We start from the raw sequence: 24,627 nt of genomic DNA on the forward strand, positions 1-24,627 counted from the left end.
GTGCGCATCCGACACGGGTCGTGCGCGAAGTGTCGCTAGAGCTCGCAGCCGATCAGCACGGGCTCGTTGACGAGGGTGACGCCGAACTTCTCGCGTACGCCGTCGCGGACCTCGCGCGCCAGGTCCAGGAGGTCGTGGGTGGTGGCGGTGCCGCGGTTGGTCAGGGCGAGGGTGTGCTTGGTGGAGAGGCTCACGCGGTCGTTCCCGTGACCCTTGGCGAAGCCGGCGTGCTCGATGAGCCAGGCGGCGCTCGTCTTCACCCGGCCGTCCGGCTGGGGCCAGGCGGGAGCGCCGTCCGGGACCGCGTCGGCGGGCAGCACGAGGTTGGTGAAGAAGGAGCCCGCGCTCCAGGTGTCGTGGTCCGTCGGGTCGAGGACCATGCCCTTGCGCGTGCGCAGGGCCAGCACCGCCTCGCGCACCGACGTGATGAGGGCGCGCTCGCCGACCTCGAGGTTGAGGGTGCGCGCGAGCTCGGCGTACTCGATCGGCGGGCCGTAGGTGCCGAGCCTGAGCTGGAAGGTGACGTCGAGGACGACGTGGCGGCCGGGGTCCTGCTTGAACCGGCTGGTGCGGTAGCCGAACCCGCAGTCCGCGGCGGCGAAGGTACGCACGCCCCGCAGCTTGCGGTCCCAGACCCGGACGCTGGCGATGGTCTGCGAGACCTCCTGCCCGTAGGCGCCGACGTTCTGGATCGGGGTGGCGCCGACGTACCCGGGGATGCCGGCCAGGGCCTCGATGCCCGCCCAGCGCTTCTCGGTGGCCAGCGCGACGAACGCGTCCCAGGGCTCGCCGGCCGCGACCTTGACCGTGGCGCCGGAGCACGAGGCGTCGACGTCGTCGCCGATGTCGCTGTCGATGCCGCGGGTGGCGACCTCGACGACCGTGCCGGGGAACCCGTCGTCGGCGACGACGAGGTTGCTGCCGCCCCCGAGGACGAGGACTTCCTCTCCCTGCTGGTCGGCCTCACTGACGGCCTCGATCAGCGCGGCCTCGGTCTCGGCACGGACCCATGTCGCTGCGGGTCCGCCGAGGCGGAGCGTGGTGTGGTCGGCGAGGAGCTCAGGCACGGACGACGGCCTTGGAGACGCCGAGCACCTTCTGCCCGTCGCAGGTGACCTCGAGGGCGATGGTGGCCAGGCCGTCCTCGACGCTCTTGACGGTGCCGGCGACCTGCACCTCGACGCCCTCGTCGTCGTCGGGGACGACGACGGGGTTGGTGAACTTGCAGCCGAGCTCGACGACCTCGGCTCCGTCCGTCCATTCGCCCACCGCGCGGGCGGCCAGGGCCATGGTGAACATCCCGTGGGCGATCACGCCGGGCAGGCCGACGGCCGTGGCGACGCGGTCGGACCAGTGGATGGGGTTGAAGTCGCCGCTCGCGCCGGCGTAGCGGACCAGGTCGGCGCGGCGTACGGCGTAGGTCTTCGTCTCGAGCACGTCCCCGGGAGTCACGCGTCACCCCGGTGGACGAGGGTGGCCGTCGTGGTGCAGACGAGGTCGCCGCCCGCGTCACGGATCTCGCTGCGCGTGCCGATGATGTCGTTGCCGCCGATCTGTCTCAGGGTCGCGACCTTCAGCGTGGCCGTCAGCTCGTCGCCGACGACGATCGGGCGCTCGTAGGCGAACCGCTGCTCGCCGTGCACGATCCGGTGCAGCTCGACCCCGACGTCGGCGAGGAACGCGTTCATCGCCTCGAACGCCATCACGATCGGGAACGTCGGCGGGACGGGGTCCTCGCGGCTCCCTGTCGCACTCGCCAGCTCGCGGACCTTCTCGGCCGAGACCCGGTACGGCTGCGTCGGCGGGAACTCCCGGCCGACGAGGGACTGGTCGACGGGCATGTTCCTCACCCTAGTGGCCGCCCCTCTCGCGATTCGTCAGAGATCGCCCCGGTGCGGGCACCCGGAAGACCGCTGACGAATCGCGGGAGGCGGGACAGCAAACGACCCGCCCGGAGGACCGGGCGGGTCGTCGTGCAGCAGAAGAGGGGTCAGCGGGTCTCGCGGTGCGCGGTGTGCTTGCGGCAGCGCGGGCAGAACTTGTTCAGCTCCATGCGGTCTGGGTCGTTGCGCCGGTTCTTCTTGGTGATGTAGTTGCGCTCCTTGCACTCGGTGCAGGCGAGCGTGATCTTGGGGCGAACGTCGCTGGTCTTGCTGGCCACGGGGAATCCTTCGGTCGATGATGCGTGTCGCAGTGGTGCAGTAGCGGGGGCGGGATTCGAACCCGCGACACCACGATTATGAGCCGTGTGCTCTAACCACCTGAGCTACCCCGCCGGGATCGAGAGCCCCTTTACGGAATCGAACCGTAGACCTTCTCCTTACCATGGAGACGCTCTGCCGACTGAGCTAAAGGGGCAACGACCGTTGAGAATACACAGGCGGTCCGGAGACCACGAAATCGTCTGAACCACGCTGGACCAGCGGGTATTCCGCGGTCGATCCGGCCCTGGATCAGGCGTTCGCGCAGCCCCGTCGGTGGCAGCCCACGAGGTGGTCGTCGACGATGCCGATGGCCTCCATCAGGGCGTACATCGTGGTCGGTCCGACGAACACGAACCCCTTCTTCTTCAGGGCCTTCGACAGCGCCACGGACTCGGCCGAGGTGGCCACCATGTCCTCGGTCGTGACCGGCGCCGGGCCCACCTCCGGGCGGAAGCCCTCGATGAACGCCGCCAGCCCGCCCTCCTCACGCAGCGCCACCGTCGCGGCGGCGTTGGTGATGGCCGCGTCGACCTTGAGCCGGTTGCGGACGATGCCGGCGTCGGCCATCAGGCGGGCCCGGTCGGCGTCGTCGTACGCCGCCACGACGTCCGCGTCGAAGCCGGCGAAGGCGGCCCGGAAGGCCGGCCGCTTGTTGAGGATGGTCAACCAGGACAGCCCGGACTGGAACGCCTCCAGGGTCAGTCGTTCGAGGTGGGCCGCCTCGCCGTGGACGGGCATCCCCCACTCGGCGTCGTGGTAGGCCAGGTGAACGGGGTGGCTCGCCCCCCAGGGGCAGCGAGCCAGGCCGTCGTCACCGACGATGGGTCCGGGCACGGGGCGATCCTGGCACCACCCACCGACAGGGCGAGTTGCGCCTCCGACACCGTCGAGTTGCGCGTCCGACACCGTCGAGTTGCGCCACTGGCACGAGAAGCGAGCGTGCTCAGGGCGCAACTCGGCTGTCCCGGGGGCGCAACTCGACCGTTCCGGGGACGCAACTCGGCGGATGAGTCAGCCGCGGGGCTTGAGCCGCGCGGTCGGCAGCACCGGGGCCGGGATCGGAGGCAGGTGGTCGCCCACCACGATGCCGAAGCGCCCGTCGGCGACGTCCTGGCTGTCGCCGACGACCTCGCCGTCGCGGGTGATCTGGGCCTGCCACTCCTCTCGGTACCGCGCGATCTCGTCGTGGTCGCGGCCGACGAAGTTCCACCACATCACGATCTGCTCGCCGAACGGCGGGCCGCCGAGCAGGACGACACGGCTGGCCTCGAGGGCCTCGATCCGCAGGTCGGGCGAGCCCGGCTCCACGTACCCCATCTCGGACGGCTTCACCGGCTGGCCGGCGACGACGACCGAGCCGGTGTCGACGAGGACGCCGTGCTCGTACGTCGCGTCGACGGCGAGCTCGAGCACCGCCCCGGGGTCGAGGACGATCTCGGCGCCGAGCAGCGGGGTGGCCGTCTCGACGGGCGAGGTGTGGCCGAGCAGGGACCCGAGGAAGACGTGGGCCGACCAACCCGGCCCGGTGAGGGGCGGCGGCGCGTAGTGGTCGAACCGGGCCGGACGGTCGCGGGCACCGTCGGGCAGGGCGACCCACAGCTGGACGCCGTGCAGCACCTCGGTGCCAGGAGTCGAGACCTCGGAGTGGCTGACGCCGTGGCCGCCGGTCATCAGGTTGAGCTCGCCGGGCCGGACCATCGCGTGGTTGCCGGCCGAGTCGCGGTGCTCGACCTCACCGGCGAACAGCCAGCTCACCGTCTGCAGCCCGGTGTGCGGGTGCGGCGGCACCACCATGCCGCCGGTCTCGGCGACGGGGTCGGGACCGTAGTGGTCGGCGAAGCACCACGCGCCGACGAGGGAACGCTCGCGCTGCGGGAGGGTACGGCGGACGCGCATCGCGCGCAGCCCACCGAGAGGTACGTCGCGCGGCGTCAGCACCTGCACGGAGCTCATGAGTTCTTCCCCGCGTCGTGTGCCGCGTCGTACCGCTCCTGCGCCTCGCGGACGTCCGGGACGTGGTCCTCGGCCCAGGCCTTGAGGAGCTTGATCGGGTCCTGCAGCGAGTGGCCGAGGTCGGTGAGCTCGTAGTCGACGCGCACGGGCACCGACGCGGTGACCGTGCGGCTGACCAGGCCGTCGCGCTCGAGCGTGCGCAGGGTCTGGGTGAGCATCTTCTGGCTCACGCCGGCCAGCCGGCGCGACAGCTCGGAGAAGCGCCTCGGGCCGTCGGACAGCGACGCCATCACGAGGGTGACCCACTTGTCGGAGATCCGCTCGAGCACGACCCGGCTCGGGCAGTCCGCCAGGAACGCGTCGAACTCGTGCTTGGCCTGCTCGCGCTGCTGCGCCGCGGTCATCGTCGGCATGTGCTTACCTCCGGGTGCCTGCCCCACTTCTGGGTGCCTACTTCCGAAAAGAGAGTAACCGACGCATCGTGGAGTGACAACGACATCCACACCAGAGGAGAACACGATGCGATCCATCCAGTCCGTCCCCGGCCACGACGAGCCCCAGGTCGTCGAGCGCGACCGTCCTGTTCCCGGCCCCGGCCAGGTCCTCGTCGAGACCGTGGCCGCAGCGGTCAACCCTGTCGACGCGTTCGTGGCGTCGTCCCTCGGCACCGACCTCGTGGCCGGTGGCCGCCAGGTGGGCCTCGGCTGGGACGTCTCCGGCCGGGTCGCCGAGGTCGGCCCGGACGTCACGGCGTACGCCGTCGGCGACCCCGTCGCCGGCCTCGACGACGACATGGTCGGCGCCGACCGCGCGCTGGCCGAGTACGTGCTGCTGGACGCCGAGGCCGTGGCCGTCGTGCCCGAGGGCCTCGACCTGGTCGAGGCGGCGTCCATCCCGCTGAACTCGGTCACCGCTCACCAGGCGCTCGCGCTGCTCGGCGAGCCGGACGGTCGGAGCCTGCTGGTGACCGGTGCGGGCGGGGCGGTCGGCGGGTACGCCGTCGCGCTCGCGCGGGCCGCGGGCTGGGACGTCACCGGTCTCGGACGGCCCGGCGACGAGGAGTTCGTGCGGTCGACCGGCGCCGGCTTCACCGCCCACGTCGAGCCCGCGTCGTACGACGCCGTGCTCGACGGTGCGGTGCTCCAGGCCGGCGCGCTGGCCTACGTGAAGGACGGCGGCACGTTCGTCGGCGTCCAGCCGAGCCAGCCGGTGCCCACGGAGCGCGGCATCACCGTCACCGCGGTCCAGGTGAGGCGTGACGGCGCCCTGCTCGCCGACCTGCTGCGGCGATCGGCCGACGGCGAGCTCGCCGTGCGGGTCGCCGGCACGGCGCCGCTGCACGAGGCGGCCACCGTGTTCGCCAAGGTCGGCGGTGGTGGCCAGCGCGGCCGCTGGCTGCTGGTGCCCTAGCCAGCCGCTGGTCCGGTCAGGAGTTGGAGTAGACCGCGGACCCGCCGTCGCCGGACTCGTCGTCGATGTCCGAGCGGTCGGGTCCGCGGCCGGCCCAGGTCCAGGCGTACGCCGGGTCCTCCGACGCCAGCCCGGCCTCGCCGAGGTCGAGGGGCAGGAACGTGTCGATCATGACCGCGAGCTCCTCGAACGCCTCGGCGCCGAGCGACGCCTCGATCGCGCTCGGCTGAGGGCCGTGGGCGTGGCCGCCGGGGTGCAGGGAGATCGAGCCGATGTTGATGCCCGAGCCCTTGCGCGCCTCGTAGTCGCCGCCGACGTAGAACATGACCTCGTCGGAGTCGACGTTCGAGTGGTAGTAGGGCACGGGGATCGCCAGCGGGTGGTAGTCGACCTTGCGCGGCACAAAGTTGCAGACCACGAAGTTGTGGCCCTCGAACACCTGGTGCACCGGCGGCGGCTGGTGCACCTTGCCGGTGATCGGCATGTAGTCCTCGACGTTGAACGTGTGGGGGTAGAGGCAGCCGTCCCAGCCGACCACGTCGAACGGGTGCGTCGCGTAGGTGAGCCGGCTGCCGCCGACCCCGCCGGGCAGGTTGGACACGCGGTGCTTGACCAGCACCTCGACGTCGGTGCCCTCGACCAGGTGCGGCTCGGTGGGGCCGTGCAGGTCGCGCTCGCAGTACGGCGCGTGCTCGAGCAGCTGGCCGTACCGGGACAGGTACCGCTTCGGCGGGGCGATGTGCGAGTTGGCCTCGATGGCGTACAGCCGGCTCGGCTCGGCGGGCACCCACCGGTGGTCGGTCGCCCGCGGGACCAGCACGTAGTCGCCGGTGCGGTACGGCAGCACGCCGAAGACCGTCTCGACGGTGCCGGAGCCCTCCTGGACGTACACGCACTCGTCGCCGATCGCGTTGCGGTAGATCGGGGAGGCGTCGGTGCCGGTCACCACGTAGCTGATACGCACGTCGTTGTTGCCCAGCACCAGTCGGCGGCCCTCGACCGGGCAGGCGCCTTCGCCCTCACCCAGAGCAGGGAACAGCCCGTGCAGCTTGAGGTGCCGTGGCTTGAGCGGGTGGTTCGGCGTCCGGCCCTGGTCGGGCAGCTGCCACGGGACGCTGTCGACGATCGCGGACGGTACGCCGCGGTGGTAGAGCAGCGAGGAGTCCGAGCTGAACCCCTCCTCCCCCATCAGCTCCTCGCGGTAGAGGAAGCCCGTCTCGTCGCGGTGCTGGGTGTGCCGCTTGGGGGGTACGGAGCCGACGGCCCGGTAGTACGCCATGTCGGCACCTTAGTGAGGGGCCGTGTCCATCGCGTACCTCAGCCACACGCTGCCGCTGGACGTCGGGGCCGCCTCGAGCAGGGTCATCACGACCCGGTCCGGCACCTCGTCGAAGAGCCGCGGGCCGGCCGGGTCGATGACGCGACCGACGCTCAGGCACAGCTCGTCGACGAGACCCGCGGCGAGCAGGGCCTTCGCCAGGGTGATGCTCGCGTGCACGCAGACGTCGCCGTCGGTGGCTGCCTTGACGTCGCGCACGATGTCGGCCAACGGACCCGAGACGGCCTCGGCGTTCGGCCAGTCACCGGTCAGCGGGCTCGAGGTGACGACGTACTTCTTGACGTTGTTGATGAAGCCGGCGAACTCGTCGGAGGAGGTCGGCCAGAACCGCGACCACTGGTCGTACGTCGTCCGGCCGAGGAGGACGGCGGCCGTGCGGGCGAGCAGCGCCTCCTCGTGGCGGGCGATGTCCTCGTCGACGATGGGTGGACCGACGTACTCCGGCGTCTCGGGGAAGTAGCGGTGCGGGTCCTCGGTGGCGCCGTCGAGCGAGACGAGGGTGTACAGGACGAGCTTGCCCATGCGGGCCTCCGGTTCTTCGGTCACGACTGGTCGACGTTCAGACGGGCCGACCTTCGACAACTCATCGGTGACGGCTTAATGGATCGCGGTCCGTCGGTGGCCGCTCCTACCCTGGCAGGGCGATGCGCGACTTCCCTCCGGTGATCACCACCTTCTACGCGCGCAGCGGGGACGGGCCGACGACGGGGCCCCTTGCTGCGCCGGACACGCGCACCCCGTTCCGGTTCCTGCTGTGGACGCTGCGGCTCCAGTGGCCGGTGATCCTGACGACGACCTTCCTCGGGATGTTCTGGCAGCTGCCGCCGATGGCGGGGCCGTGGATCTTCGGCCGGGCGGTCGACGAGGGCATCGTCCCCGGTGACGTGAGCAAGACGCTCCAGTGGGGCGCCGTGCTGCTGGCCGTGACGATGGTCGGCGCCCTGTTCGGCATCCTCATGCACACGTTCATCGTGCGCACCTGGCTGATCGCCCTCTACGGCACCATCAAGATGGTCACCCGCAAGGCCGCGCAGATGGGTCACGTGCTGCCGCGGCGCACCCCCACCGGCGAGGTGCTCAGCGTGGCGGGCAGCGACTCCGACGAGTTCGGTGCGCTGACCGAGATCCTGGCCCGCACGTGGACCCAGCTGGTGGCCTACCTCGTGGTGGCGTTCATCGTGCTCAGCACGTCCCTCGAGCTCGGCGTGCTGCTGCTGGTGGCCGCGCCGGTGCTGGTGGGCGCGGCGTACCCGCTCCTCAAGCCGTTGCACCGCCGCCAGGAGATCGAGCGCAGCCGCAACTCCGACCTGACCTCGCTGGCCACCGACATCGTGGCCGGGCTGCGGATCCTGCGGGGGATCGGCGGCGAGCGGACGTTCGGCAGCAACTACGCCGCGCAGTCGCAGCTCGCCCGCCAGGCCGGCCAGTCGGCCGGCATCTGGCAGGCCGCGATCGAGGCGGTCGGCGTGCTGTTCTCCGGCGTGTTCGTGGTGCTGCTGGTGTGGCTCGGCACCCGCCAGGTGATCAGCGGCGACCTGACGATCGGCCAGCTGATCAGCTTCCTCGGCTACGCGCTGTTCATGATCTACCCGATCCAGACGTTCTTCGAGTTCGCCCAGAAGCTCACCCGGGCGTCGGTGTCGGCCCGCAAGGCGATCGCGATCTTCGAGCAGCGGCCGCCGTGGCAGGACCCGGCCCAGCCCGTCGGGCTGCCCGTGCACGGCGACCTCGCGGACGAGCAGACCGGGTTCGTGGCGCACGAGGGCCAGCTCACGATCGTGGTCAGCGCCGTGCCCGAGGACACGTCGGCCCTGGCCGACCGCCTGGGCCGCTACCTGTCGCCGGACACCGAGCCGGTCAGCCAGGACATCGGCGAGGGCCTGAAGGGGCGCGCCGCGAGACGGGCCCGCGAGCAACGGGCCATCGACCGCGCGCGGCTGGCCGAGCTCGACGAGGAGCGCGCCCGCGCTGCCTGGGGCGTGACCCTCGGCGGCGTGGACCTGGCCGCGGCCCGGTTGGCCGACGTACGCCGCCGCATCCTGGTCAGCGACGCCACCAGCCAGCTGTTCGCCGGCACGCTCCAGGACGCCGTCGACCCGCACGCGCGGCTCACCCGCGAGGAGGCCGAGGAGGCCCTGCGGGTGGCCAACGCCGAGGACGTGTACGACGCGCTGCCGGGCGGCTGGCAGGGCCGGATCGACGAGCGAGGCCGCGGGCTGTCCGGCGGGCAGCGGCAGCGGGTCGTGCTGGCCCGGGCGCTGGCGCAGGACGCCGACGTCCTCGTGCTGGTCGAGCCGACGTCCGCGGTGGACGCGCACACCGAGGCGCGCATCGCGGAGCGGGTGGCCGACGTCCGGCGCGGCCGCACCACCGTGGTGACCACCGTGTCGCCGCTGTGGCTGCACCACGCCGACCGGGTGGTGCTCGTGCAGGACAACCGGGCCATCGCCGAGGGCACGCACGAGGACCTGCTGCTCGACAGCCCCGACTACCGCCGCGTGGTGACCCGCGCGATGGACGCGAACGCCGAGACGAGGGAGGAGGTGGACGACCGTGGTTGATCTGCTGGCGACCTCACCGGACACCTGGCGTGACCGCGCCACCGAGCCCCCGGCGGTGCCGCACGAGCTCGAGCCTCCCCGAGAGGGTTCGTTCACCGACCGCGTCACCGCGCTGCGGCGGCGGCACTCCCTGCGCGAGCGCCGCGCGCTGGAGAACTACGCCCAGTCCCGCAAGCCCGAGCGCGGCTGGCCGGTGGCCGACAACCAGGCCGTGCTGCACTTCCTGCGCGCGCTGCTACGCGACCGCAAGCGCACCTTCGTGCTGCTGGTGGTGCTCAACGGCATGGCCGCAGCGACCGGACTCGTCGTACCCCGCCTCCTCGGCGCGCTGATCAACCGCACCGTCGCCGGCGACGCGGCGTCCTCGCTCAACGCCCTCGCGGTGCTCGTGGTCGTGGTGGTCGTCGCCCAGGCGGGCTTCACCTTCCTGGCCCAGCGCACCTCGACGGTGTTCGGGCAGGACCTGCTCTCCTCCGCGCGCGAGTACATCGTGCGCACGATCCTCCAGCTGCCGCTCGGACGCGTGGAGAGCGCGAGCAGCGGCGACCTGGTCACCCGCGTGACCCGCGACGTGGGCACGATGAGCCGGTCGGTGCAGTACGGCGTGCCGATGTCGATCATCTCCGGCCTCACCGTCGTGCTCTCGATCATCGCGATGCTGCTGAACTCCCTGGTGCTGGCGGTGCCGTCGCTGATGGTGATCGCGCTCGCCTACCCGCAGGTACGCCGCTACCTGCGCAAGGCGCCCAAGGGCTACATCAACGAGGGTGCGACGTACTCCCGCATCAACTCCACCCTCACCGAGACCGTCGAGGGCGCCCGCACCGTCGAGGCGCTCGGGCTCGCCGACCGCCGCGTGGGTGCCGGAGACGACGACATCGCGGTCTCCGCCCAGGCCGAGCGCTACACCATGACGCTGCGCAACCTGCTGTTCGCGGTCATCGACGTGGCGTTCAACCTGCCGCGGGTCGTGACCCTGCTGGTCGGTGCCTGGGGCTACCACGAGGGCTGGGTCTCGCTCGGCCAGATCACCGCGGCGGTGCTGTACGTCGAGGCACTGAGCGGCCCGCTGGACCGGCTGGTCGGCGAGGTCGACCGGCTCCAGGTCGGCGCCGCCTCGACGAGCCGCCTGCTGGGCATCGCCCAGGTGCCGCCGGACCGCACGCCCGGCACCCAGCTGCCCGACGGCCCCGACCTGGTCGGCAGCGACCTGCGGTTCGCCTACCGCGAGGGCCACGACGTGCTGCACGGCGTCGACCTGACCCTCGACACCGGCGAGCGGTTGGCCATCGTCGGGCCGTCCGGCTCCGGCAAGTCGACCCTGGGCCGGCTGCTGTCCGGCATCAACGGGCCGCGCACCGGCTCGGTCACGATCGGCGACGTCGAGCTGGTCGAGCTGCCGCTGGAGACGCTGCGCACCGAGGTCGCGCTGGTCACCCAGGAGCACCACGTCTTCAAGGGATCGGTGCGCGACAACATCATCCTGGCGCGCGAGGACTCCTCGGACGAGGCGGTCTGGGACGCCCTGCGCGCGGTCGGGTCGGACGACTGGGTCGAGCGGTTCCCGGCCGGGCTGGACACCCAGATCGGCTCGGGCAACACCCAGCTGACCCCGGCCCAGGCGCAGCAGATCGCGCTGGCGCGGCTGATCATCGCCGACCCGCACACCCTCGTGCTCGACGAGGCGACCTCGCTGATCGACCCGCGCACGGCACGCACCCTCGAGGGTTCGATGAACGCCCTCCTCGAGGGCCGCACCGTCGTCGCGATCGCCCACCGCCTGCACACCGCCCACGACGCCGACCGGATCGCGGTCGTCATCGACGGGCGGATCGTGGAGCTCGGCTCGCACCACGAGCTGGTCGCGCAAGGCGGCGAGTACGCCGCGCTGTGGAGGGCCTGGACGTCGTAGGGCGCCGCTGAGGCTCACTAGGGTGAGGGGATGCTGCCGGAACCCTTCCGAGGCCTGGTCGACGACGCCGCGGTGTTCCCACCCGGCGACGCACCGCTGCCCGAGGCGTTGGCGGCGTACGTCGGCCGTCAGGACGCCTGGTACGCCGACCTCGTCGGGTCGTTCGTCGTCACCGACGTGGCCCTGCCGTCGGTGACCGAGCGCGTCCCGGTGTCGGTCGTGGTGACCGGCGGCGCGGGCGCGATCGCCGGTGCGCTGAAGCTGGCCGCCAGGCACGACCTGCCCGTCGCGGGTCTGGAGATCGCGCTGCGCGACCCCGACGACCTGGCCGGCAACGCCCGGCGCGTCACCGCGGCCGTGGACGCCGCGCGCGGCGAGGGCGTGCTCGGGGAGGAGACGCCGGTGTACGTCGAGCTGCCGCAGTCGGAGCCGACGGCGTCCTGGCTCGCGGCGGCCGACGTGGTGGCCGAGGGCGAGCACCGCCTGAAGCTCCGGACCGGCGGGCTGGAGGCGGAGAAGTTCCCGACCCCGGAGACACTGGCCGGCTGGATCGACGCCGCGCTGGACCGCGAGACGCCGTTCAAGTGCACGGCCGGGCTGCACCACGCGATCGCCCACCGGGACCACGAGACGGGCTTCCCGCACCACGGGTTCCTCAACGTCCTGCTGGCGACACGGCAGGCGTTCGACGGCGCGACCACGAGCGAGGTCGCGACGCTGCTGGCCGACCACTACCCCAACGACCTGGTCGCTCTCGCCCGCACCTCGGACCTGGCCGGCGCCCGGCGGTGGTTCGTCTCGTTCGGGTCGTGCAGCGTCCAGGAGCCGCTCGACGACCTGGTCGGTCTGGGCTTGGTCGACCCGGGACATGGGGAGGAGCAGGCATGAGCAGCTGGGTCGAGGGCGCCGCGGGGTCGGCGTACGACGCCGACAACCTGCCGTACGGCGTGTTCGTGCGGGAGGGCGAGGAGCCACGGGTGGGCGTCCGCATCGGCGACTTCGTGCTCGACCTCGCGCCGATCGCGGCGGCGGAGATGCTCGACGTGCACGCTGTCTTCGGGGAGCCGACGCTCAACGAGTTCCTCGCGCAGGGCCGGCCGGTCTGGGACTCGGTCCGCACGTGGCTGGTGGGCCTGGTCAGCGACGAGACCGAGCGGGACCTGGTCGAGCCCAACCTCGTGCCACTCGACGAGGTGGAGCTGCGGATGCCGTTCGCGGTCGGCGACTACGTCGACTTCTACGCCTCGCTCGACCACGCCTCGAACGTCGGCCGGATCTTCCGCCCGGACGCCGAGCCCCTGCTGCCGAACTGGCGGCACCTGCCCGTCGGGTACCACGGCCGCGGCGGCACGGTCGTGCCCTCCGGGACGCCGGTGGTCCGACCCTCCGGACAGCGGAAGGGCGACGACGGGCCCGAGTTCGGGCCGAGCACGCGCCTCGACATCGAGGCCGAGCTGGGCTTCGTGGTCGGGACCGGCACGACGCTGGGCGACTCGGTCACCGCGGACGCGTTCGCCGACCACGTCTTCGGTGTCGTCGGCCTCAACGACTGGTCGGCGCGCGACATCCAGGCCTGGGAGTACGTCCCGCTCGGCCCGTTCCTCGGCAAGTCCTTCGCCACGACGGTCTCGGCGTGGGTCACGCCGCTGGCGGCGTTCCACCACGCGTGGGTCGACCTGCCCGGTCAGGAGCCGGAGCCCCTGCCGTACCTCGCCCCCGGCGACACCAGCGGCCTGGACATCGACGTGGAGGTCGTCCTCAACGGCGAGGTCGTCAGCCGCCCGCCGTACTCGGCCATGTACTGGTCGCCGGCCCAGATGCTGGCTCACCTCACCGTCAACGGCGCGAGCATCCGGCCGGGCGACCTGTTCGCCTCGGGCACCATCAGCGGGCCGGCTCCCGAGCAGCGGGGGTCGTTCCTGGAGCTCAGCTGGGGAGGTACGGAGCCGTTCGGCGACGGCCGCACGTTCCTCGAGGACGGCGACGAGGTCGTGCTCAGGTACACCGCTCCGGGCACCGGCGGCGGGCGCATCGCGCTCGGCGAGGTGAGAGGACGGATCGAGCCCGCGCGCTGATCACCGCTGGTCGAGGAAGGCGCGCTGGCGCCTGATGACGAGGTCTCGCGACGGGACTACGTCCCTCCTCGACCAGCGGTGACGGCGCAGAGCCGGGCGGCCCGCTCGCTGGTGAAGACGTCGTCCAGCAGGATGGGGCGGCCGTCGGGGCCGCTGAGGGGGACGCGCCAGTTGGGGTACTCGTCGATGGTGCCGGGTTGGTTCTGGGCGCGGCGGTCGCCGACGGCGTCGGTGAGGGCCAGACAGCGCAGGCGGGACGGCGTTCGGGTGAGGTAGGCGTGCAGCGCCTCGACGATGCCCTGCACCTGGGCGCCGTCGTCGCTGAGCAGGCCGACGCGGCGCAGCTCGCCCAACCAGGCCTCGCGCTCGAGGGAGTCGACGGCCAGCTCCTCCTCGACCGGGCGGGTGAGCAGGCCGAGGGAGTCGCGGAGGTGCACGTGGTCGCCCGCGAGGTACCCAGCCGTCGGCGGCAGGTCGTGGGTGGTCACCGAGGCCAGGCACCACTCGCGCCAGCGCTCGGCGGGAAGGGGACCGCCGCCATGGTCGTGGTCCATCTCGAACCACAGGATCGAGGTGCCGAGGATGCCGCGGTCCGCGAGGTAGCTGCGGACCCACGGCTCCACGGTCCCCAGGTCCTCGCCGACGACCACGGCGTCCGCGCGGTGCGCCTCGAGCGCGAGGATGCCGATCATCGCCTCGTGGTCGTAGCGCACGTAGGTGCCCGCCGTCGGGCCCGCGCCCTTCGGGATCCACCAGAGGCGGAACAGCCCGATGACGTGGTCGACGCGCAGGCCGCCGGCGTTGCGCAGCGCGGCGGCGACCATCCGGCGGAACGGGTCGTACGCCGCCTCCGCCAGCCGGTCCGGCCGCCACGGCGGCTGGTTCCAGTCCTGGCCCTGTTGGTTGTAGGGGTCGGGCGGGGCGCCGACGGTGACGCCCGCGGCGTACGTCTCCTGGAGCGACCACGCGTCCGCGCCGCTCCCGTGCACGCCGACGGCGAGGTCGGTCATGATGCCGAGGCCCATGCCGGCGCGACGCAGGCCGAGCTGGGTGCCGGCCAGCTGCTCGTCGAGCACCCACTGGAGCCAGCGGTGGAAGTCGACCGCCTCGGCGTGCTCGGCTCGGAAGGCCCGGACGGCCGGCAGGTCGGGGTGCTTGAGCTCCGTCGGCCAGCCGAGGGAGTCCGATCCGTGCACCTCGGCGATCGCGGCCCAGGTGGCGTAGTCCTCGAGACCGCGTCCCTCGCGCCGGCAGTAGCCGTCGAAGGCCCACTGTCGCCCGGGCGTGCGCGGGGCGGCGTACACCCGGCGCAGCGCTTCGCGCTTGGCCGTCCAGGCGGTGTCGCGGTCGATCCGCTCGCCGACGGGGTCGCCGGCCTTCTCCTGGAACGCCCGGAGGGCCGCGCGGTCGCTGGGACCCAGGGCCGCGTGCTCGGGGATGAGCTCGGGCCGCAGGTACAGCGGGTTGACGAAGCGACGCGAGGTCGGGAGGTACGGCGAGGGCTCCATCGGCGCCGTCGGCTCCGCGGCGTGCAGCGGGTTGACCAGCACGTAGTCGGCGCCGTGCGCGACAGCGGCCCAGCTCCCGAGGTCGGCCAGGTCGGCCAGGTCGCCGGTGCCCCACGAGCCGGGCGAGCGGACGCTGTAGAGCTGGGTGGCCAGTCCCCACCGCGGCTGGTCGCCGAGCCGCGCCGGCGTACCGACCCAGTGCGGGGTGACGACCAGGCTCATCCGCGCGAGCCGGTCACCGCCCTGCGCAGTGGTCCGCGCATGCACCCAGTGGTAGCCGAGCGGCAGGTCGCCGGGCAACTGGAACGTCGCCTCCCCGACCTGCTCGTGAGCGACGGTGCGCGGGGGGTTCCAGTTCTCGCGCTGCTCGACGCCGCCACGGTGCTCGCCGGTCTCCAGCTCGATCCACAGGTCGACGGGCGAGCCCTCGGGCACGTGCACGTCGAACGTCGGCTGCCAGCCCTGCCGGGTGACCAGGACCGGCGGCAGCATCCGTGCCCAGGCCGCGTCCTGCTGGGTCGCGGCGGCCTGCCGGGCGCTCCCCTCGGTGGCGGCGTCGACGTCGAGCGCCGCCAGGACGGCCACCATGGTGGCCGTCTCGACGACCACGTGCCGGCCCTGCCAGTCCCAGTAGTCGGTGGCCACGCCGTACGCCGCCGCGAGGTCGCGCACGAGCTGCTCGTGCGCCTCCTGCTGGTCGGCGTTCGGCATGGTCGCCAGGTTAGACGCCTTCGCGCTCCCCGATGCCCGGGTGCACGAAGGTCTCGCCGCGCCGGAGCTGCTCGATCGCGCCGGGGTGCACGCGGGCCAGGTGGTCGAGCGCCTTGCGGCGGTAGCGGACGACCTGGAAGGCGCCGATGCCCCAGAACAGGTACTGCACGCACATGGCCACGCGGAAGTCGCCGAGGTCGTACGCCGTCCCACCGGCCGGCTCGCGCAGGTCGAGCACCAGGCCGACCAGCCCCATGGTCAGCAGCGAGGCGGAGAAGCCGCCGATGTTGACCAATCCGTTGGCGCGCCCGCTGACCTCGACCGGGGTGAAGCTCCGCGCGAGGTCGAAGCCAACCATCGACGCGGGGCCGCCCGACGCCATCGCGAACACGAGCAGCACGAGGAGCCACATCGGAGCGGGCGTGTCCCTCACCAGCACCACTCCCCACAACAGGGCCATGGTCGCCACCACGCACAGCACGATCACCGAGCGGTAGAAGGGGAGACGGGTGACCAGCCAGCCCAGCACGAGGCCGCTGACCACCACCCAGCCGGTCATCGCCATCAGCAGGGTGGACGCCTGTCCGGTGGAGAGCCCCTCGCCTCGCACGAGGAAGGGGAACCCCCACAGCAGGGAGAAGACCGTCACCGAGAACTGCGACACGAAGTGCGACCACAGCCCGAGACGGGTGCCCGGGTTGCCCCACACGGCGCGCAGCGACCGGGCCAGCGCGACGAGCTTGATCCGGACGACGCCGTCGGAGACGTACGGCGAGTCCTTCAGGACCAGCACCACCACGACCATCAGCACCACGCCGATCGAGGAAGCCGCGGCGAAGGCCGGCGTCCAGCCCCAGGCGTGGAGGGCGTACGACAGCGGGCCGGCCGCGGCGATCGCGCCCAGCTGGCCCACCTGGCCGGTGAGCTGGGTGACCACCGGCGCCTGTCGCACCAGGAACCAGGCCGTCACCAGGCGGAGCACGGAGGTGAAGATCATCGCGTCGCCCGCGCCGATGACGGCGCGCGCGAGCAGCGCCGCGGGGAACGACTCCACGAACGCGAAGGCCAGCTGGCCGACGGTCATCAGCGCCAGGCCGGTGACGATCAGCCGGCGCGACCCGAAGCGGTCCAGCGCGACCCCGACGGGTACCTGCATGCCGGCGTACACGAGCAGCTGGAGCACCGTGAACGCCGCCAGCTCGGTCGCCGAGATCCCGAACCGGTCCGCGGCCAGCAGCCCCGCGACCCCCAGCGAGCTGCGGTGGAAGACCGCGAGCACGTAGACCGACAGCGCGACCGCCCAGACGGCCCACGCCCGGCGGCGCCCGATGTTGTGCACCTGCCGGGGACTCACGCCGTCATCGTCCCGCACCCGCCCGCCGGTCGAGGAGGGCGCCCTGGCGCCCGTCACGAGACCTGGTGAGGGGTCCTCGGTCTCGTGACGGGACGTCGTCCCTCCTCGACCAGCGGAGGACTCGGGTCCTTCCTCGACCACCACGAGGGGTGTCTACGCTTCCTCCCGTGCAGCCCCTCGGCCAGTACCCACACCCCAGCCACACGATCGCGCACATCAGCGACACCCACCTGCTCGCGGGCGGGAAGCTGCAGTACGGCGTGGTCGACACCGTCCAGCACCTGCAGATGGCGCTCGACCGGTTGAGGCGGATCGACCCGGTCCCGCAGGCGATCGTGCTGACCGGCGACCTCGCCGACCGCGGCGAGCCCGAGGCCTACGCCCAGCTCCGGTCGATGATCGAACCGGCCGCGGCGGCGATGGGCGCGCAGGTCGTCTGGTGCATGGGCAACCACGACGACCGGACGGCGTACGCCCGGTCGCTGTTCGGCGCCGACCCGACCGCCGACGTGATGGACCGCGTGTACGAGGTGGACGGGCTGCGCATCGTCGCGCTCGACACCTCGGTGCCGAACTACCACCACGGCGAGATCACCGACGAGCAGCACGACTGGCTGGCCTCGGTCCTGGCCGAGCCCGCACCGCTCGGCACGATCCTGGCGATGCACCACCCGCCGATCGCGATCCCGATGCTCCCGGCCGCGGCGATCATCGAGCTCGACGGGCAGGACCGGCTGGCGACAGCGCTGGCCGGCACCGACGTGCGGATGATCCTGGGCGGGCACTTCCACTACTCGTCGTACGGCACCTTCGCCGGCATCCCGGTCTCGGTCGCCTCGGCGACCTGCTACATCAGCGACATCGCGCCGGACCAGCGCTTCATCTCCGCCGTCGACACCGACCAGTCGGTCAACGTGCTGCACGTGTACGACGACACGATCGTCACCTCCGTCGTCCCGACCCACGACTCGGCCGAGATCAGCGGGTTCGGGTCCGACGTGGTGCCCATCGTCGAGGCGATGTCGTTCGAGGAGCGCCGGGAGACGTTCTCGCGCAAGGACTCCGAGTTCAACCGCGGCCAGGAGGACCCGCTCGTCGGCGCTTGAGCCCTAGCCCGAGGTGTGGCGCAAGATCAGCTCGGTGGCCCGTCCCCGCAGTGCGGCCGGCGGGCGTTCGTGGCCCATGCCCACCATCGGCTCCAGCCTGGCGTCGGGGATCTCGCGGGCCAGCGCCTCTCCGTGCGGGAACGGGAACATCGGGTCGTCGGTCCCGTGCAGGACCAACGCGGGCGCGCCGATGTCGGCCATCGCGAACTCGGAGGGGCCGCCGTCGAGCAGCCAGTGGTTGGTGTTCGCGGCCTGGAGGTCGGTCGTCCGGTCCAGGACCACCTCGAGCATCCGCCGCGTCGCGTCCTCGTCGAAGCCCAGGGAGCCGGCGTAGGGCCGGTACGCCTCGACCAGGTAGGTCATCACGGCATCGCGGTCGCCCCAGTCCGGCTCCGGGTCGGGGTCCTCGAACGTGCGCGCGATCCGAGGCTCGGGACCCGGCAGCGCTGACCGGTCGGCCCGCGCGCCGGCAGGGCTCGTCGCGATCAGCGTCACGCTGGCGACTCGTCCGGGGTGACGGGCCGCCAGCTCCTGCGAGATGCCGCCGCCCATCGAGAGCCCCACCAGGTGGGCCTGCGGCACGCCCAGTGCGTCGAGGATCCTCAGGGGGTCGCCCGCGAGGTCCTGCGTCGTGTACGTCGGCCGACCAGGCGGACTCGCGGTCGACCGACCGGTGTCGCGGTGGTCGTACCGCACCACCCGGCGACCGCCCGCGGCGAGCTCCTCGCACCACGACGTGTCCCACCCGTCCATCGACTCGCACGCGCCCGAGATCAGCAACAGGGTGGTCGCCGCCTCGTCGCCGAAGCTCTCCACGCACAGCGTGACGTCGCCCAGGTCCACGAGCTGCTCAGCCATGACCGGTCCGACCCGCGCTCGGCGGCGAACTCATCGGGTGTGGCCGGCCTGGTCGCGCAGCGCCGTCGTGACGGCCTCGACCGCCGGCGTGCGAGAGGTACGGGTGAGCAGGTAGACCGTGCGACCGATCGTGCCCTCGGCAGCGTCGCGCACGACCACGCCCGGGGCGTCGTACCCGAGGACCAGGTCCGGCAGCAGCGCACAGGCACCGGTCGTGCGCACCAGCTCGAGCAGGATCAGGAAGTCGTCGGAGGCGTAGCGGAGGTCCGGTTCGAAGCCGCCGAGCTGCCGGCAGGTACGGATCTGCATCTCCCGGTGGCCGGTGCCCGGCTGGCACGCGGCCCACGGCTGCTCGGCGAGGGCCGCGAGCGGCACCTTGCGGCGGCGGGCGAGCGGGTGGTCCTCGGGCATCACGATGCGCACGCGCTCGCGCACGAGGTCGGTGCGAGCCAGGTCGCGGTGGACGGGCCGCGGCTGGTCGTCGTACTCGTCCCCCACGACGACGTCGAGGTGCTGGAGCCGCAGGCCGGGCACACCCTGCTCGACCTCGAGCTCGCTCGCCTCGACTCGGACCTGGGGGTGGCTGTCGGCGAGGGCACGGACCGCGGGAGCGACGATGCGCAGGAACGCCGACTGGAACGACGAGACGCGGACCGTGCCGGCGACCCGTCCGGCCGCGACCTGGGCCACCTCGGCCTCGGCCGCCTCGGCGCCGTCGAGCAGCGTCCGTGCGTGCCCCGCCAGGACCCGGCCGGCGTCGGTGAGCTGGACGTTGCGGCCGACGCGCCGCAGCAGGCCGGCTCCGGCCTCGCGCTCGAGGACCTGGAGCTGCTGCGAGACGGCGCTGGTGGTGTACCCGAGCGCCTGCGCCACCGCGCTGACCGTGCCGCGCGCCTCGAGCTCGCGCAGCAGGCGGAGGCGGTGGAGGTCCAGCACCGTTTCAGCATACCTTCACGGTTCTGTGCAGTTTCTCGCGATGGACCTTCACGGTATGGTTCGGTCAGGCTGGTCTCGTGGGCGCCGTCCTCTGCTTGCTGTCCGCCGTCGGCTTCGGGCTGATGGCGGTGTTCGGCAAGCTCGCGTACGACGAGGGCGTCGGCCTGGGCGACCTGCTGCTGGTGCGGTTCGGGCTGGCGGCGCTGGTGATGCTGGCGATCGTGCGCCGGCGCGGCGGTCTCGGCGGGCTTCCGCGTCGGACGGCGGCCGCCGCGTTCCTGATGGGCGCGGTCGGGTACGCCGCCCAGTCCGCGGCGTACTTCGCCGCGCTCGACCGCATCGACGCCTCCCTGCTCACGCTGCTGCTGTACGTCTATCCCGTGCTGGTCATGGTCGGCGCGGTGCTGCTGCGCCGGGAGCACTGGTCGGCCCGCCGCGCCTCGGCCCTGTGCCTCGCGCTGTTCGGCATCCTGCTGGTGCTCAGCGCCGCGGCCGGCCACCGCTTCGACTGGCTCGGCGTGACCCTCGGCCTGACCGCGGGCGTCGTCTACACGGTCTACATCCTGGTCGGCGACCGCGTCGTCGCCGGCGTGCCGCCGGTCCCGCTCACGACCCTGGTCTGCTGCGGTGCGTTCACGACGTACTTGGTCGCCTCGCTCGTGCGCGGCGGCCCGTCGCTCGACTTCGGCGCCGTCGCCTGGGGCTGGCTGGTCGCCGTCGCGCTGGTCAGCACGGTCGCCTCGATCCTGCTGTTCTTCGCGGGCCTCGCGCGCGTCGGCCCGTCGGTCGCCTCGATCCTGTCCGTGCTCGAACCGGTCGTCACCGTCGCCTCGGCGGCGGCGGTGTTCGGGGAGTCGCTGTCGCAGACCCAGCTGCTCGGCGGCGCGCTCGTGCTCGCGGCTGTGCTCGTGGTCCTGTGGCCCCGGCGGGAGTCGGGGCGGAGGATGGTCGTCGCGGTCCCGGGCTCTTGTGCCGGCATGCCCGCGACCCCAGACTGAGGTTCTCTCGCGTCGAGAAGGGGCCTCGATGGACACCATGACCCAGCCGCAACTCGTCTTCGAGCCACCAGGCCCCGGTCCGTGGGACCTCGACCCGGTGCACTTCCCGCGGCCCGTCACGGCGTACTGGGCCGAGATGCACCCGGAGCCGTTCAGCCTCGGCTACGGCGACATGATGACGTTCTACGGTGCCCCCTTCCAGACCAGGGTGACCGCCTACGTCAGCGGGTTCTGCTACGGGCAGATGCGTCCGGTCCCGCCGGAGTCCTTCCCCGACCGCGTGGCGCGCGCCGGCGAGGTGTTCGACCGCAAGCTGTGGCGCGAGCAGGCCGCCGAGTGGCACGACGTGCGCAAGCCGGCGTCCGTCCTCGCCCACCACGAGATCCAGGACATCGACCCGGACGGGTTGAGCGACGAGGAGCTCGTGGACTACCTGCGCCGGTGCCGCGCCCACCACGCCGCGATGATCCGGCAGCACATGGCGTTCACCGGCACCGCGGTCATCCCGCCGAGCGACTTCCTCGTCCACGCCGCACAGTGGACCGGGCTGCCGACGGTGAAGCTGCTGGGCCTGATGCGGGGCGCCTCCCTCATCTCCGGCGGCGGGTCGCCGCAGCACGCCGCGCTGGTCGCGGCGTACCGTGCCGACCCGGCCGCGCGCGAGGCCCTCGACGCCGACGAGGAGCCCGGAGCCCTGCTCGAGCGGCTGCGCCGGGAACCCACCGAGACGGGCCGGGCGCTGGACGCCTACCTCGACTTCGCCGGCTTCCGGCTGCTCGACGGGTTCGACATCTCCAACCACTACGCGCTCGAGATGCCCGACGTCCTCCTGCGCGCCATCCGCTCCGCCATCGACGAGGCGGGGGCCGTCTCGGACGTCGAGGCGGAGATCGCCGACGTCCGCAGCCACGTCCCCGAGGAGCACCGCGAGGAGTACGACGAGCTGCTCGCCGATGCTCGCGTCGGCTACAGCGTCCGCGACGAGCGCGGCGTCTACTCCGACATCTGGGCGTCCGGCCTGATGCGTCGCGCGGCGCTCGCCGCGGGCCGTCGGCTCGCGGCGAGCGGCCGCCTCCACGATCCCGAGCACATCGTCTTCGCGGACATCGACGAGATGTGCGCGCTGGTCCAGGGGGCGGCGTCGCCGACCGCCGACGAGCTGGCCACGCGGTACGCCTTCCACAAGGCGCACACCGCGAAGGAGGCGCCGACCCACATCGGCGACGACCCGCCGCCGATGCCGGACGCCTCGGCGCTCCCGCCGCCGATGGCGCGGCTGATGGCGGCGTTGGGGACCGCCATGGGCGAGATGTTCGGGGTCTCCGAGGTCGCTCACGACGAGACGGTGATCCGCGGCCTCGGCGCCAGCTCCGGTTCGCGCGAGGGGACCGTGCGCCGCGTCGCGGGTCCCAGCGACTTCGACCGCATCCAGCAGGGCGACGTGCTGCTCACGGAGGCGACCACCGAGGCCTTCAACATCCTGCTGCCGCTGCTCAGCGCGATCATCACCGACAGCGGCGGGGCCTTGTCGCACGCGGCGATCGTCTCGCGCGAGTACGGCATCCCCGGCGTCGTGGGCACGCGGGACGCCACCGCGCGGATCGAGGACGGCGCCCGGGTGCGCGTGGACGGCGACGAGGGCACGGTGACGGTCCTCGCGTGAGCGGCATCGTGCCGCTGGTCGAGGCGGACACCGAGGAGCTGTACGGCGCGAAGGCCGTGGGCCTGGGAGACGCCCTGCGCGCCGGGCTCCCGGTCCCGCCGGGTGTGGCCCTCCCGGGGCCCTTGGTCGACTCGATCGCGTCCGGCGAGCCCGCGAGCACGACCGCCCTGCTCGAGGCCGTCCGCGATCTGCCGGCACCTCTCGCCGTACGGTCGTCCGCCGTCGGCGAGGACAGCGCCGGGGCCAGCTTCGCGGGCCAGCACATCACCGTCCTGAACGTGCCGTCGGCCGCCGACGTCGAGGGCGCGGTCCGGGAGGTGTGGTGGTCGGCGAACTCCGACTCGGCCATCACCTACCGCAAGCGGCTGGGCGTGTTCGCGAGGCCGAGCGTCGGGGTGGTGGTGCAGTCGCTGCTCCAGCCCGACTCCGCCGGGGTGATGTTCACGCGCAACCCGATCACCGGCGCGGACGAGCGCATGATCGAGGCGAGCTGGGGCCTAGGCGAGGCGGTCGTCTCCGGCCGGGTCATCCCCGACTCCTTCCGGGTGGACCGCAGCGGCGAGGTGCTCGCGGCCCGTGCCGGACTCAAGAGCTTCGCCATCCGCTCCTCACCGGACGGCGGCACCGTGGACGAGGACGTCGCACCCGAGCTGGTGGAGTCGCTGTGCCTCAGCGACGTCCAGCTGCGGGCCCTGTCCGACCTGGCCGCCGACTGCGAGCGGGTCTACGGCCCGGAGCGCGACATCGAGTGGGCGTTCGCGGGCGGACAGCTCTACCTCCTGCAATGCCGCGCACTCACGACATCGGCGGGCGCGGCGGCGCCCGCGTCCTTCAAGCCGCCCGGGGAGCTGGTCGAGTCCCTGGAGCGTGTGCCGCTGCTGTCCGGTCTCGCCGAGGCGGACCGCGACGCCGTGGCCCGGCTCTTCACCCAGCGCACGTTCGCACCCGGTGAGACGGTGACCAAGGAGGGTGCCGACGCGGCGGCGTTCTACCTGATCGAGTCGGGCACCGCGACGGTGACCGTGGGTGGCGCCTTCCGGCGCACGCTCGGGGCCGGAGATCACTTCGGCGAGATCGCCCTCATCGACGGGCGCGCCCGGACCGCAACCGTCACCGCCGACGATGAGCTCGTCTGCCAGGGCATCACGCTCTGGGACTTCCAGCCGCTCGTGCAGCGCAGCCCGACCATGGCCTGGACGCTGCTGCAGACCCTGGCCGGCATGCTGAGACAGGCCGGCGAGACGCACACTCCGCCCGAGGGCACGACCTAGACGGCCACCGGCGGGCGCGGCGGTGCTGCGCCGGCGAGCGGCTGGGACCTGGACCGGGTCCGGTGACCGGCGTAGCGTCGACGACCAGGTGCTCATGGTCGGCGGGGGAGGCTCTCATGGGACTGCTGATGGGGCTGTTCTCTCTCGGGGTCGTCGCGGCGTCGCTGACTCCCGCTGCTCCACCCGCCGGCGTCGCGGACCCCGTCGCGCGAGACGCCGTCACGTCCTGGAGCTACGAGGACGCCACGTACGACGGCCGGCGCATCGTGGACGTGACCGGCACCCAGCTCGACACAATGGTCGACGGCCGTTACCGCGTACGCGTGTTCGGCCGTGACTTCGTCAAGAACCAGACGGACATCGTGAGGATCTACCTGGACACCGACGGTGACCGTTGGCCCGAGTTCAAGCTCAGCTGGTACCTGGGCAAGAACCCGGCGCGGCCCGTGCAGAAGATGTCTCTGTACTCCGTCAGGTTCTTCGAGTGGGGACGCAAGACCAAGATCAGCTGCCCCCGGATGGAGCATCGGGTCGACTACGCCGCGGACGTGGTCGCCGTCCTGTTCTCACGAGCCTGCCTGGGAGACGTGACGCACCTCAGGTGGGCGGGCTTCGTTGCCTCGATCTACCACTACGACGCGGAGACCAACCGCTTCTCGAGCCACCAGGACCAGTTCCCGGCGTTCCGGCGCTTCCCGCGCGACATCGTCGTCGAGCCGAGGAGAGAACCGCTCGCCCCACTCGCGGAGTGACGCGTCCGCGGTGGGC

General features: G+C 72.3%; 23 protein-coding genes and 2 tRNA genes. 10 read left to right on the plus strand and 15 right to left on the minus strand.

Translation table 11 applies throughout. The features are described from left to right. Positions 1-35: 35 nt before the first annotated feature. From ISU07_RS11050 to ISU07_RS11090, 9 genes are all read right to left on the minus strand, one after another. On the minus strand, positions 36-1,067 hold the full coding sequence (locus ISU07_RS11050; protein WP_194706842.1) for a UDP-N-acetylmuramate dehydrogenase: 1,032 nt from the start codon (positions 1,065-1,067) through the stop codon (positions 36-38). Then, positions 1,060-1,452, minus strand: coding sequence for a MaoC/PaaZ C-terminal domain-containing protein (locus tag ISU07_RS11055; protein WP_323742550.1), 393 nt, complete (start codon positions 1,450-1,452; stop codon positions 1,060-1,062). Before ISU07_RS11055 ends, ISU07_RS11050 begins: the two co-directional genes overlap by 8 nt. After that, positions 1,449-1,841, minus strand: a complete 393-nt coding sequence (locus ISU07_RS11060) for an FAS1-like dehydratase domain-containing protein (protein ID WP_194706843.1) — start codon at positions 1,839-1,841, stop codon at positions 1,449-1,451. Before ISU07_RS11060 ends, ISU07_RS11055 begins: the two co-directional genes overlap by 4 nt. Positions 1,842-1,990: 149 nt before the next feature. Beyond that, entirely contained in the window at positions 1,991-2,161 is a 171-nt protein-coding gene (gene rpmG / locus ISU07_RS11065; protein ID WP_194706844.1) for a 50S ribosomal protein L33, read from the minus strand. Between the two features lie 41 nt (positions 2,162-2,202). Then, positions 2,203-2,276 (minus strand) — tRNA-Met (locus tag ISU07_RS11070). Positions 2,277-2,285: 9 nt separating this feature from the next. Next, a tRNA-Thr gene (locus tag ISU07_RS11075) sits at positions 2,286-2,358 on the minus strand. Positions 2,359-2,453: 95 nt separating this feature from the next. Continuing rightward, positions 2,454-3,038, minus strand: a complete 585-nt coding sequence (locus ISU07_RS11080) for a DNA-3-methyladenine glycosylase I (RefSeq protein WP_323742551.1) — start codon at positions 3,036-3,038, stop codon at positions 2,454-2,456. A 177-nt stretch (positions 3,039-3,215) separates the two neighbouring features. Further along, the gene (locus ISU07_RS11085) at positions 3,216-4,157 is read right to left on the minus strand and encodes a pirin family protein (RefSeq protein WP_194706845.1); all 942 of its coding nucleotides are present in this window, start codon (positions 4,155-4,157) and stop codon (positions 3,216-3,218) included. Beyond that, complete coding sequence (locus ISU07_RS11090; RefSeq protein WP_194706846.1) at positions 4,154-4,570, minus strand: winged helix-turn-helix transcriptional regulator; 417 nt, start codon at positions 4,568-4,570, stop codon at positions 4,154-4,156. The genes ISU07_RS11085 and ISU07_RS11090 overlap by 4 nt, the downstream gene beginning before the upstream one ends. A gap of 106 nt (positions 4,571-4,676) precedes the next feature. Here ISU07_RS11090 and ISU07_RS11095 point away from each other — a divergent pair, with 106 nt between their 5' ends. Further along, positions 4,677-5,567, plus strand: coding sequence for an NADP-dependent oxidoreductase (locus tag ISU07_RS11095; RefSeq protein ID WP_194706847.1), 891 nt, complete (start codon positions 4,677-4,679; stop codon positions 5,565-5,567). 16 nt (positions 5,568-5,583) lie between these two features. Here the strand turns inward: ISU07_RS11095 and ISU07_RS11100 are convergent, their stop codons facing one another. Next, positions 5,584-6,846 (minus strand): homogentisate 1,2-dioxygenase, encoded by a 1,263-nt coding sequence (locus tag ISU07_RS11100; RefSeq protein ID WP_194706848.1) that lies wholly within the window; start codon positions 6,844-6,846, stop codon positions 5,584-5,586. Between the two features lie 9 nt (positions 6,847-6,855). Beyond that, positions 6,856-7,452, minus strand: a complete 597-nt coding sequence (locus tag ISU07_RS11105; RefSeq protein WP_194706849.1) for a dihydrofolate reductase family protein — start codon at positions 7,450-7,452, stop codon at positions 6,856-6,858. 98 nt (positions 7,453-7,550) lie between these two features. Here ISU07_RS11105 and ISU07_RS11110 point away from each other — a divergent pair, with 98 nt between their 5' ends. The 4 genes from ISU07_RS11110 to fahA are packed head-to-tail and all read left to right on the plus strand — an operon-like array spanning position 7,551 to position 13,454. Continuing rightward, positions 7,551-9,467 (plus strand): ABC transporter ATP-binding protein, encoded by a 1,917-nt coding sequence (locus tag ISU07_RS11110; RefSeq protein WP_194706850.1) that lies wholly within the window; start codon positions 7,551-7,553, stop codon positions 9,465-9,467. Then, on the plus strand, positions 9,460-11,379 hold the full coding sequence (locus tag ISU07_RS11115) for an ABC transporter ATP-binding protein (protein ID WP_323742552.1): 1,920 nt from the start codon (positions 9,460-9,462) through the stop codon (positions 11,377-11,379). Before ISU07_RS11110 ends, ISU07_RS11115 begins: the two co-directional genes overlap by 8 nt. Positions 11,380-11,409: 30 nt before the next feature. Continuing rightward, positions 11,410-12,267: a hypothetical protein gene (locus ISU07_RS11120; protein WP_194706851.1), complete on the plus strand. Its 858-nt coding sequence runs from the start codon at positions 11,410-11,412 to the stop codon at positions 12,265-12,267. Then, positions 12,264-13,454, plus strand: coding sequence for a fumarylacetoacetase (gene fahA / locus ISU07_RS11125; RefSeq protein ID WP_194706852.1), 1,191 nt, complete (start codon positions 12,264-12,266; stop codon positions 13,452-13,454). Before ISU07_RS11120 ends, fahA begins: the two co-directional genes overlap by 4 nt. 56 nt (positions 13,455-13,510) lie before the next feature. Here fahA and malQ read toward each other — a convergent pair whose 3' ends face one another. Beyond that, positions 13,511-15,673, minus strand: a complete 2,163-nt coding sequence (gene malQ / locus ISU07_RS11130) for a 4-alpha-glucanotransferase (RefSeq protein WP_194706853.1) — start codon at positions 15,671-15,673, stop codon at positions 13,511-13,513. A 10-nt stretch (positions 15,674-15,683) separates the two neighbouring features. Further along, positions 15,684-17,027 (minus strand): MFS transporter, encoded by a 1,344-nt coding sequence (locus ISU07_RS11135; protein WP_194706854.1) that lies wholly within the window; start codon positions 17,025-17,027, stop codon positions 15,684-15,686. A 167-nt stretch (positions 17,028-17,194) separates the two neighbouring features. Between ISU07_RS11135 and ISU07_RS11140 the strand changes: the two genes are divergently transcribed. After that, positions 17,195-18,133, plus strand: a complete 939-nt coding sequence (locus ISU07_RS11140; protein ID WP_194706855.1) for a phosphodiesterase — start codon at positions 17,195-17,197, stop codon at positions 18,131-18,133. 3 nt (positions 18,134-18,136) lie between these two features. Here ISU07_RS11140 and ISU07_RS11145 read toward each other — a convergent pair whose 3' ends face one another. Further along, entirely contained in the window at positions 18,137-18,991 is an 855-nt protein-coding gene (locus ISU07_RS11145) for an alpha/beta fold hydrolase (protein WP_194706856.1), read from the minus strand. Between the two features lie 30 nt (positions 18,992-19,021). Then, entirely contained in the window at positions 19,022-19,927 is a 906-nt protein-coding gene (locus ISU07_RS11150) for a LysR family transcriptional regulator (RefSeq protein WP_194706857.1), read from the minus strand. 77 nt (positions 19,928-20,004) lie between these two features. Between ISU07_RS11150 and ISU07_RS11155 the strand changes: the two genes are divergently transcribed. The 4 genes from ISU07_RS11155 to ISU07_RS11170 all read left to right on the plus strand — a co-directional run bounded on the left by ISU07_RS11155 (position 20,005) and on the right by ISU07_RS11170 (position 24,611). After that, positions 20,005-20,925, plus strand: coding sequence for a DMT family transporter (locus ISU07_RS11155; protein WP_194706858.1), 921 nt, complete (start codon positions 20,005-20,007; stop codon positions 20,923-20,925). Between the two features lie 28 nt (positions 20,926-20,953). After that, entirely contained in the window at positions 20,954-22,588 is a 1,635-nt protein-coding gene (locus ISU07_RS11160) for a PEP-utilizing enzyme (protein ID WP_194706859.1), read from the plus strand. Then, positions 22,585-23,859, plus strand: coding sequence for a PEP/pyruvate-binding domain-containing protein (locus ISU07_RS11165; RefSeq protein ID WP_194706860.1), 1,275 nt, complete (start codon positions 22,585-22,587; stop codon positions 23,857-23,859). Before ISU07_RS11160 ends, ISU07_RS11165 begins: the two co-directional genes overlap by 4 nt. A gap of 116 nt (positions 23,860-23,975) precedes the next feature. After that, positions 23,976-24,611: a hypothetical protein gene (locus ISU07_RS11170; protein ID WP_194706861.1), complete on the plus strand. Its 636-nt coding sequence runs from the start codon at positions 23,976-23,978 to the stop codon at positions 24,609-24,611. Positions 24,612-24,627: the final 16 nt, after the last annotated feature.

It is taken from the genome of Nocardioides islandensis (assembly GCF_015352455.1).
GTDB classification, from domain to species: Bacteria; Actinomycetota; Actinomycetes; order Propionibacteriales; family Nocardioidaceae; genus Nocardioides; species Nocardioides islandensis.

What these genes read in the sequence shown, in the direction of transcription:
- ISU07_RS11060 (WP_194706843.1), bottom strand. Translation starts at nt 1,841, where the DNA reads ATGCCCGTCGACCAGTCCCTCGTCGGCCGGGAGTTCCCGCCGACGCAG.
- ISU07_RS11085 (WP_194706845.1), bottom strand. Translation starts at nt 4,157, where the DNA reads ATGAGCTCCGTGCAGGTGCTGACGCCGCGCGACGTACCTCTCGGTGGG.
- ISU07_RS11090 (WP_194706846.1), bottom strand. Translation starts at nt 4,570, where the DNA reads ATGCCGACGATGACCGCGGCGCAGCAGCGCGAGCAGGCCAAGCACGAG.
- ISU07_RS11095 (WP_194706847.1), top strand. Translation starts at nt 4,677, where the DNA reads ATGCGATCCATCCAGTCCGTCCCCGGCCACGACGAGCCCCAGGTCGTC.
- ISU07_RS11100 (WP_194706848.1), bottom strand. Translation starts at nt 6,846, where the DNA reads ATGGCGTACTACCGGGCCGTCGGCTCCGTACCCCCCAAGCGGCACACC.
- ISU07_RS11110 (WP_194706850.1), top strand. Translation starts at nt 7,551, where the DNA reads ATGCGCGACTTCCCTCCGGTGATCACCACCTTCTACGCGCGCAGCGGG.
- ISU07_RS11120 (WP_194706851.1), top strand. Translation starts at nt 11,410, where the DNA reads ATGCTGCCGGAACCCTTCCGAGGCCTGGTCGACGACGCCGCGGTGTTC.
- fahA (WP_194706852.1), top strand. Translation starts at nt 12,264, where the DNA reads ATGAGCAGCTGGGTCGAGGGCGCCGCGGGGTCGGCGTACGACGCCGAC.
- malQ (WP_194706853.1), bottom strand. Translation starts at nt 15,673, where the DNA reads ATGCCGAACGCCGACCAGCAGGAGGCGCACGAGCAGCTCGTGCGCGAC.
- ISU07_RS11145 (WP_194706856.1), bottom strand. Translation starts at nt 18,991, where the DNA reads ATGGCTGAGCAGCTCGTGGACCTGGGCGACGTCACGCTGTGCGTGGAG.
- ISU07_RS11160 (WP_194706859.1), top strand. Translation starts at nt 20,954, where the DNA reads ATGGACACCATGACCCAGCCGCAACTCGTCTTCGAGCCACCAGGCCCC.
- ISU07_RS11170 (WP_194706861.1), top strand. Translation starts at nt 23,976, where the DNA reads ATGGGACTGCTGATGGGGCTGTTCTCTCTCGGGGTCGTCGCGGCGTCG.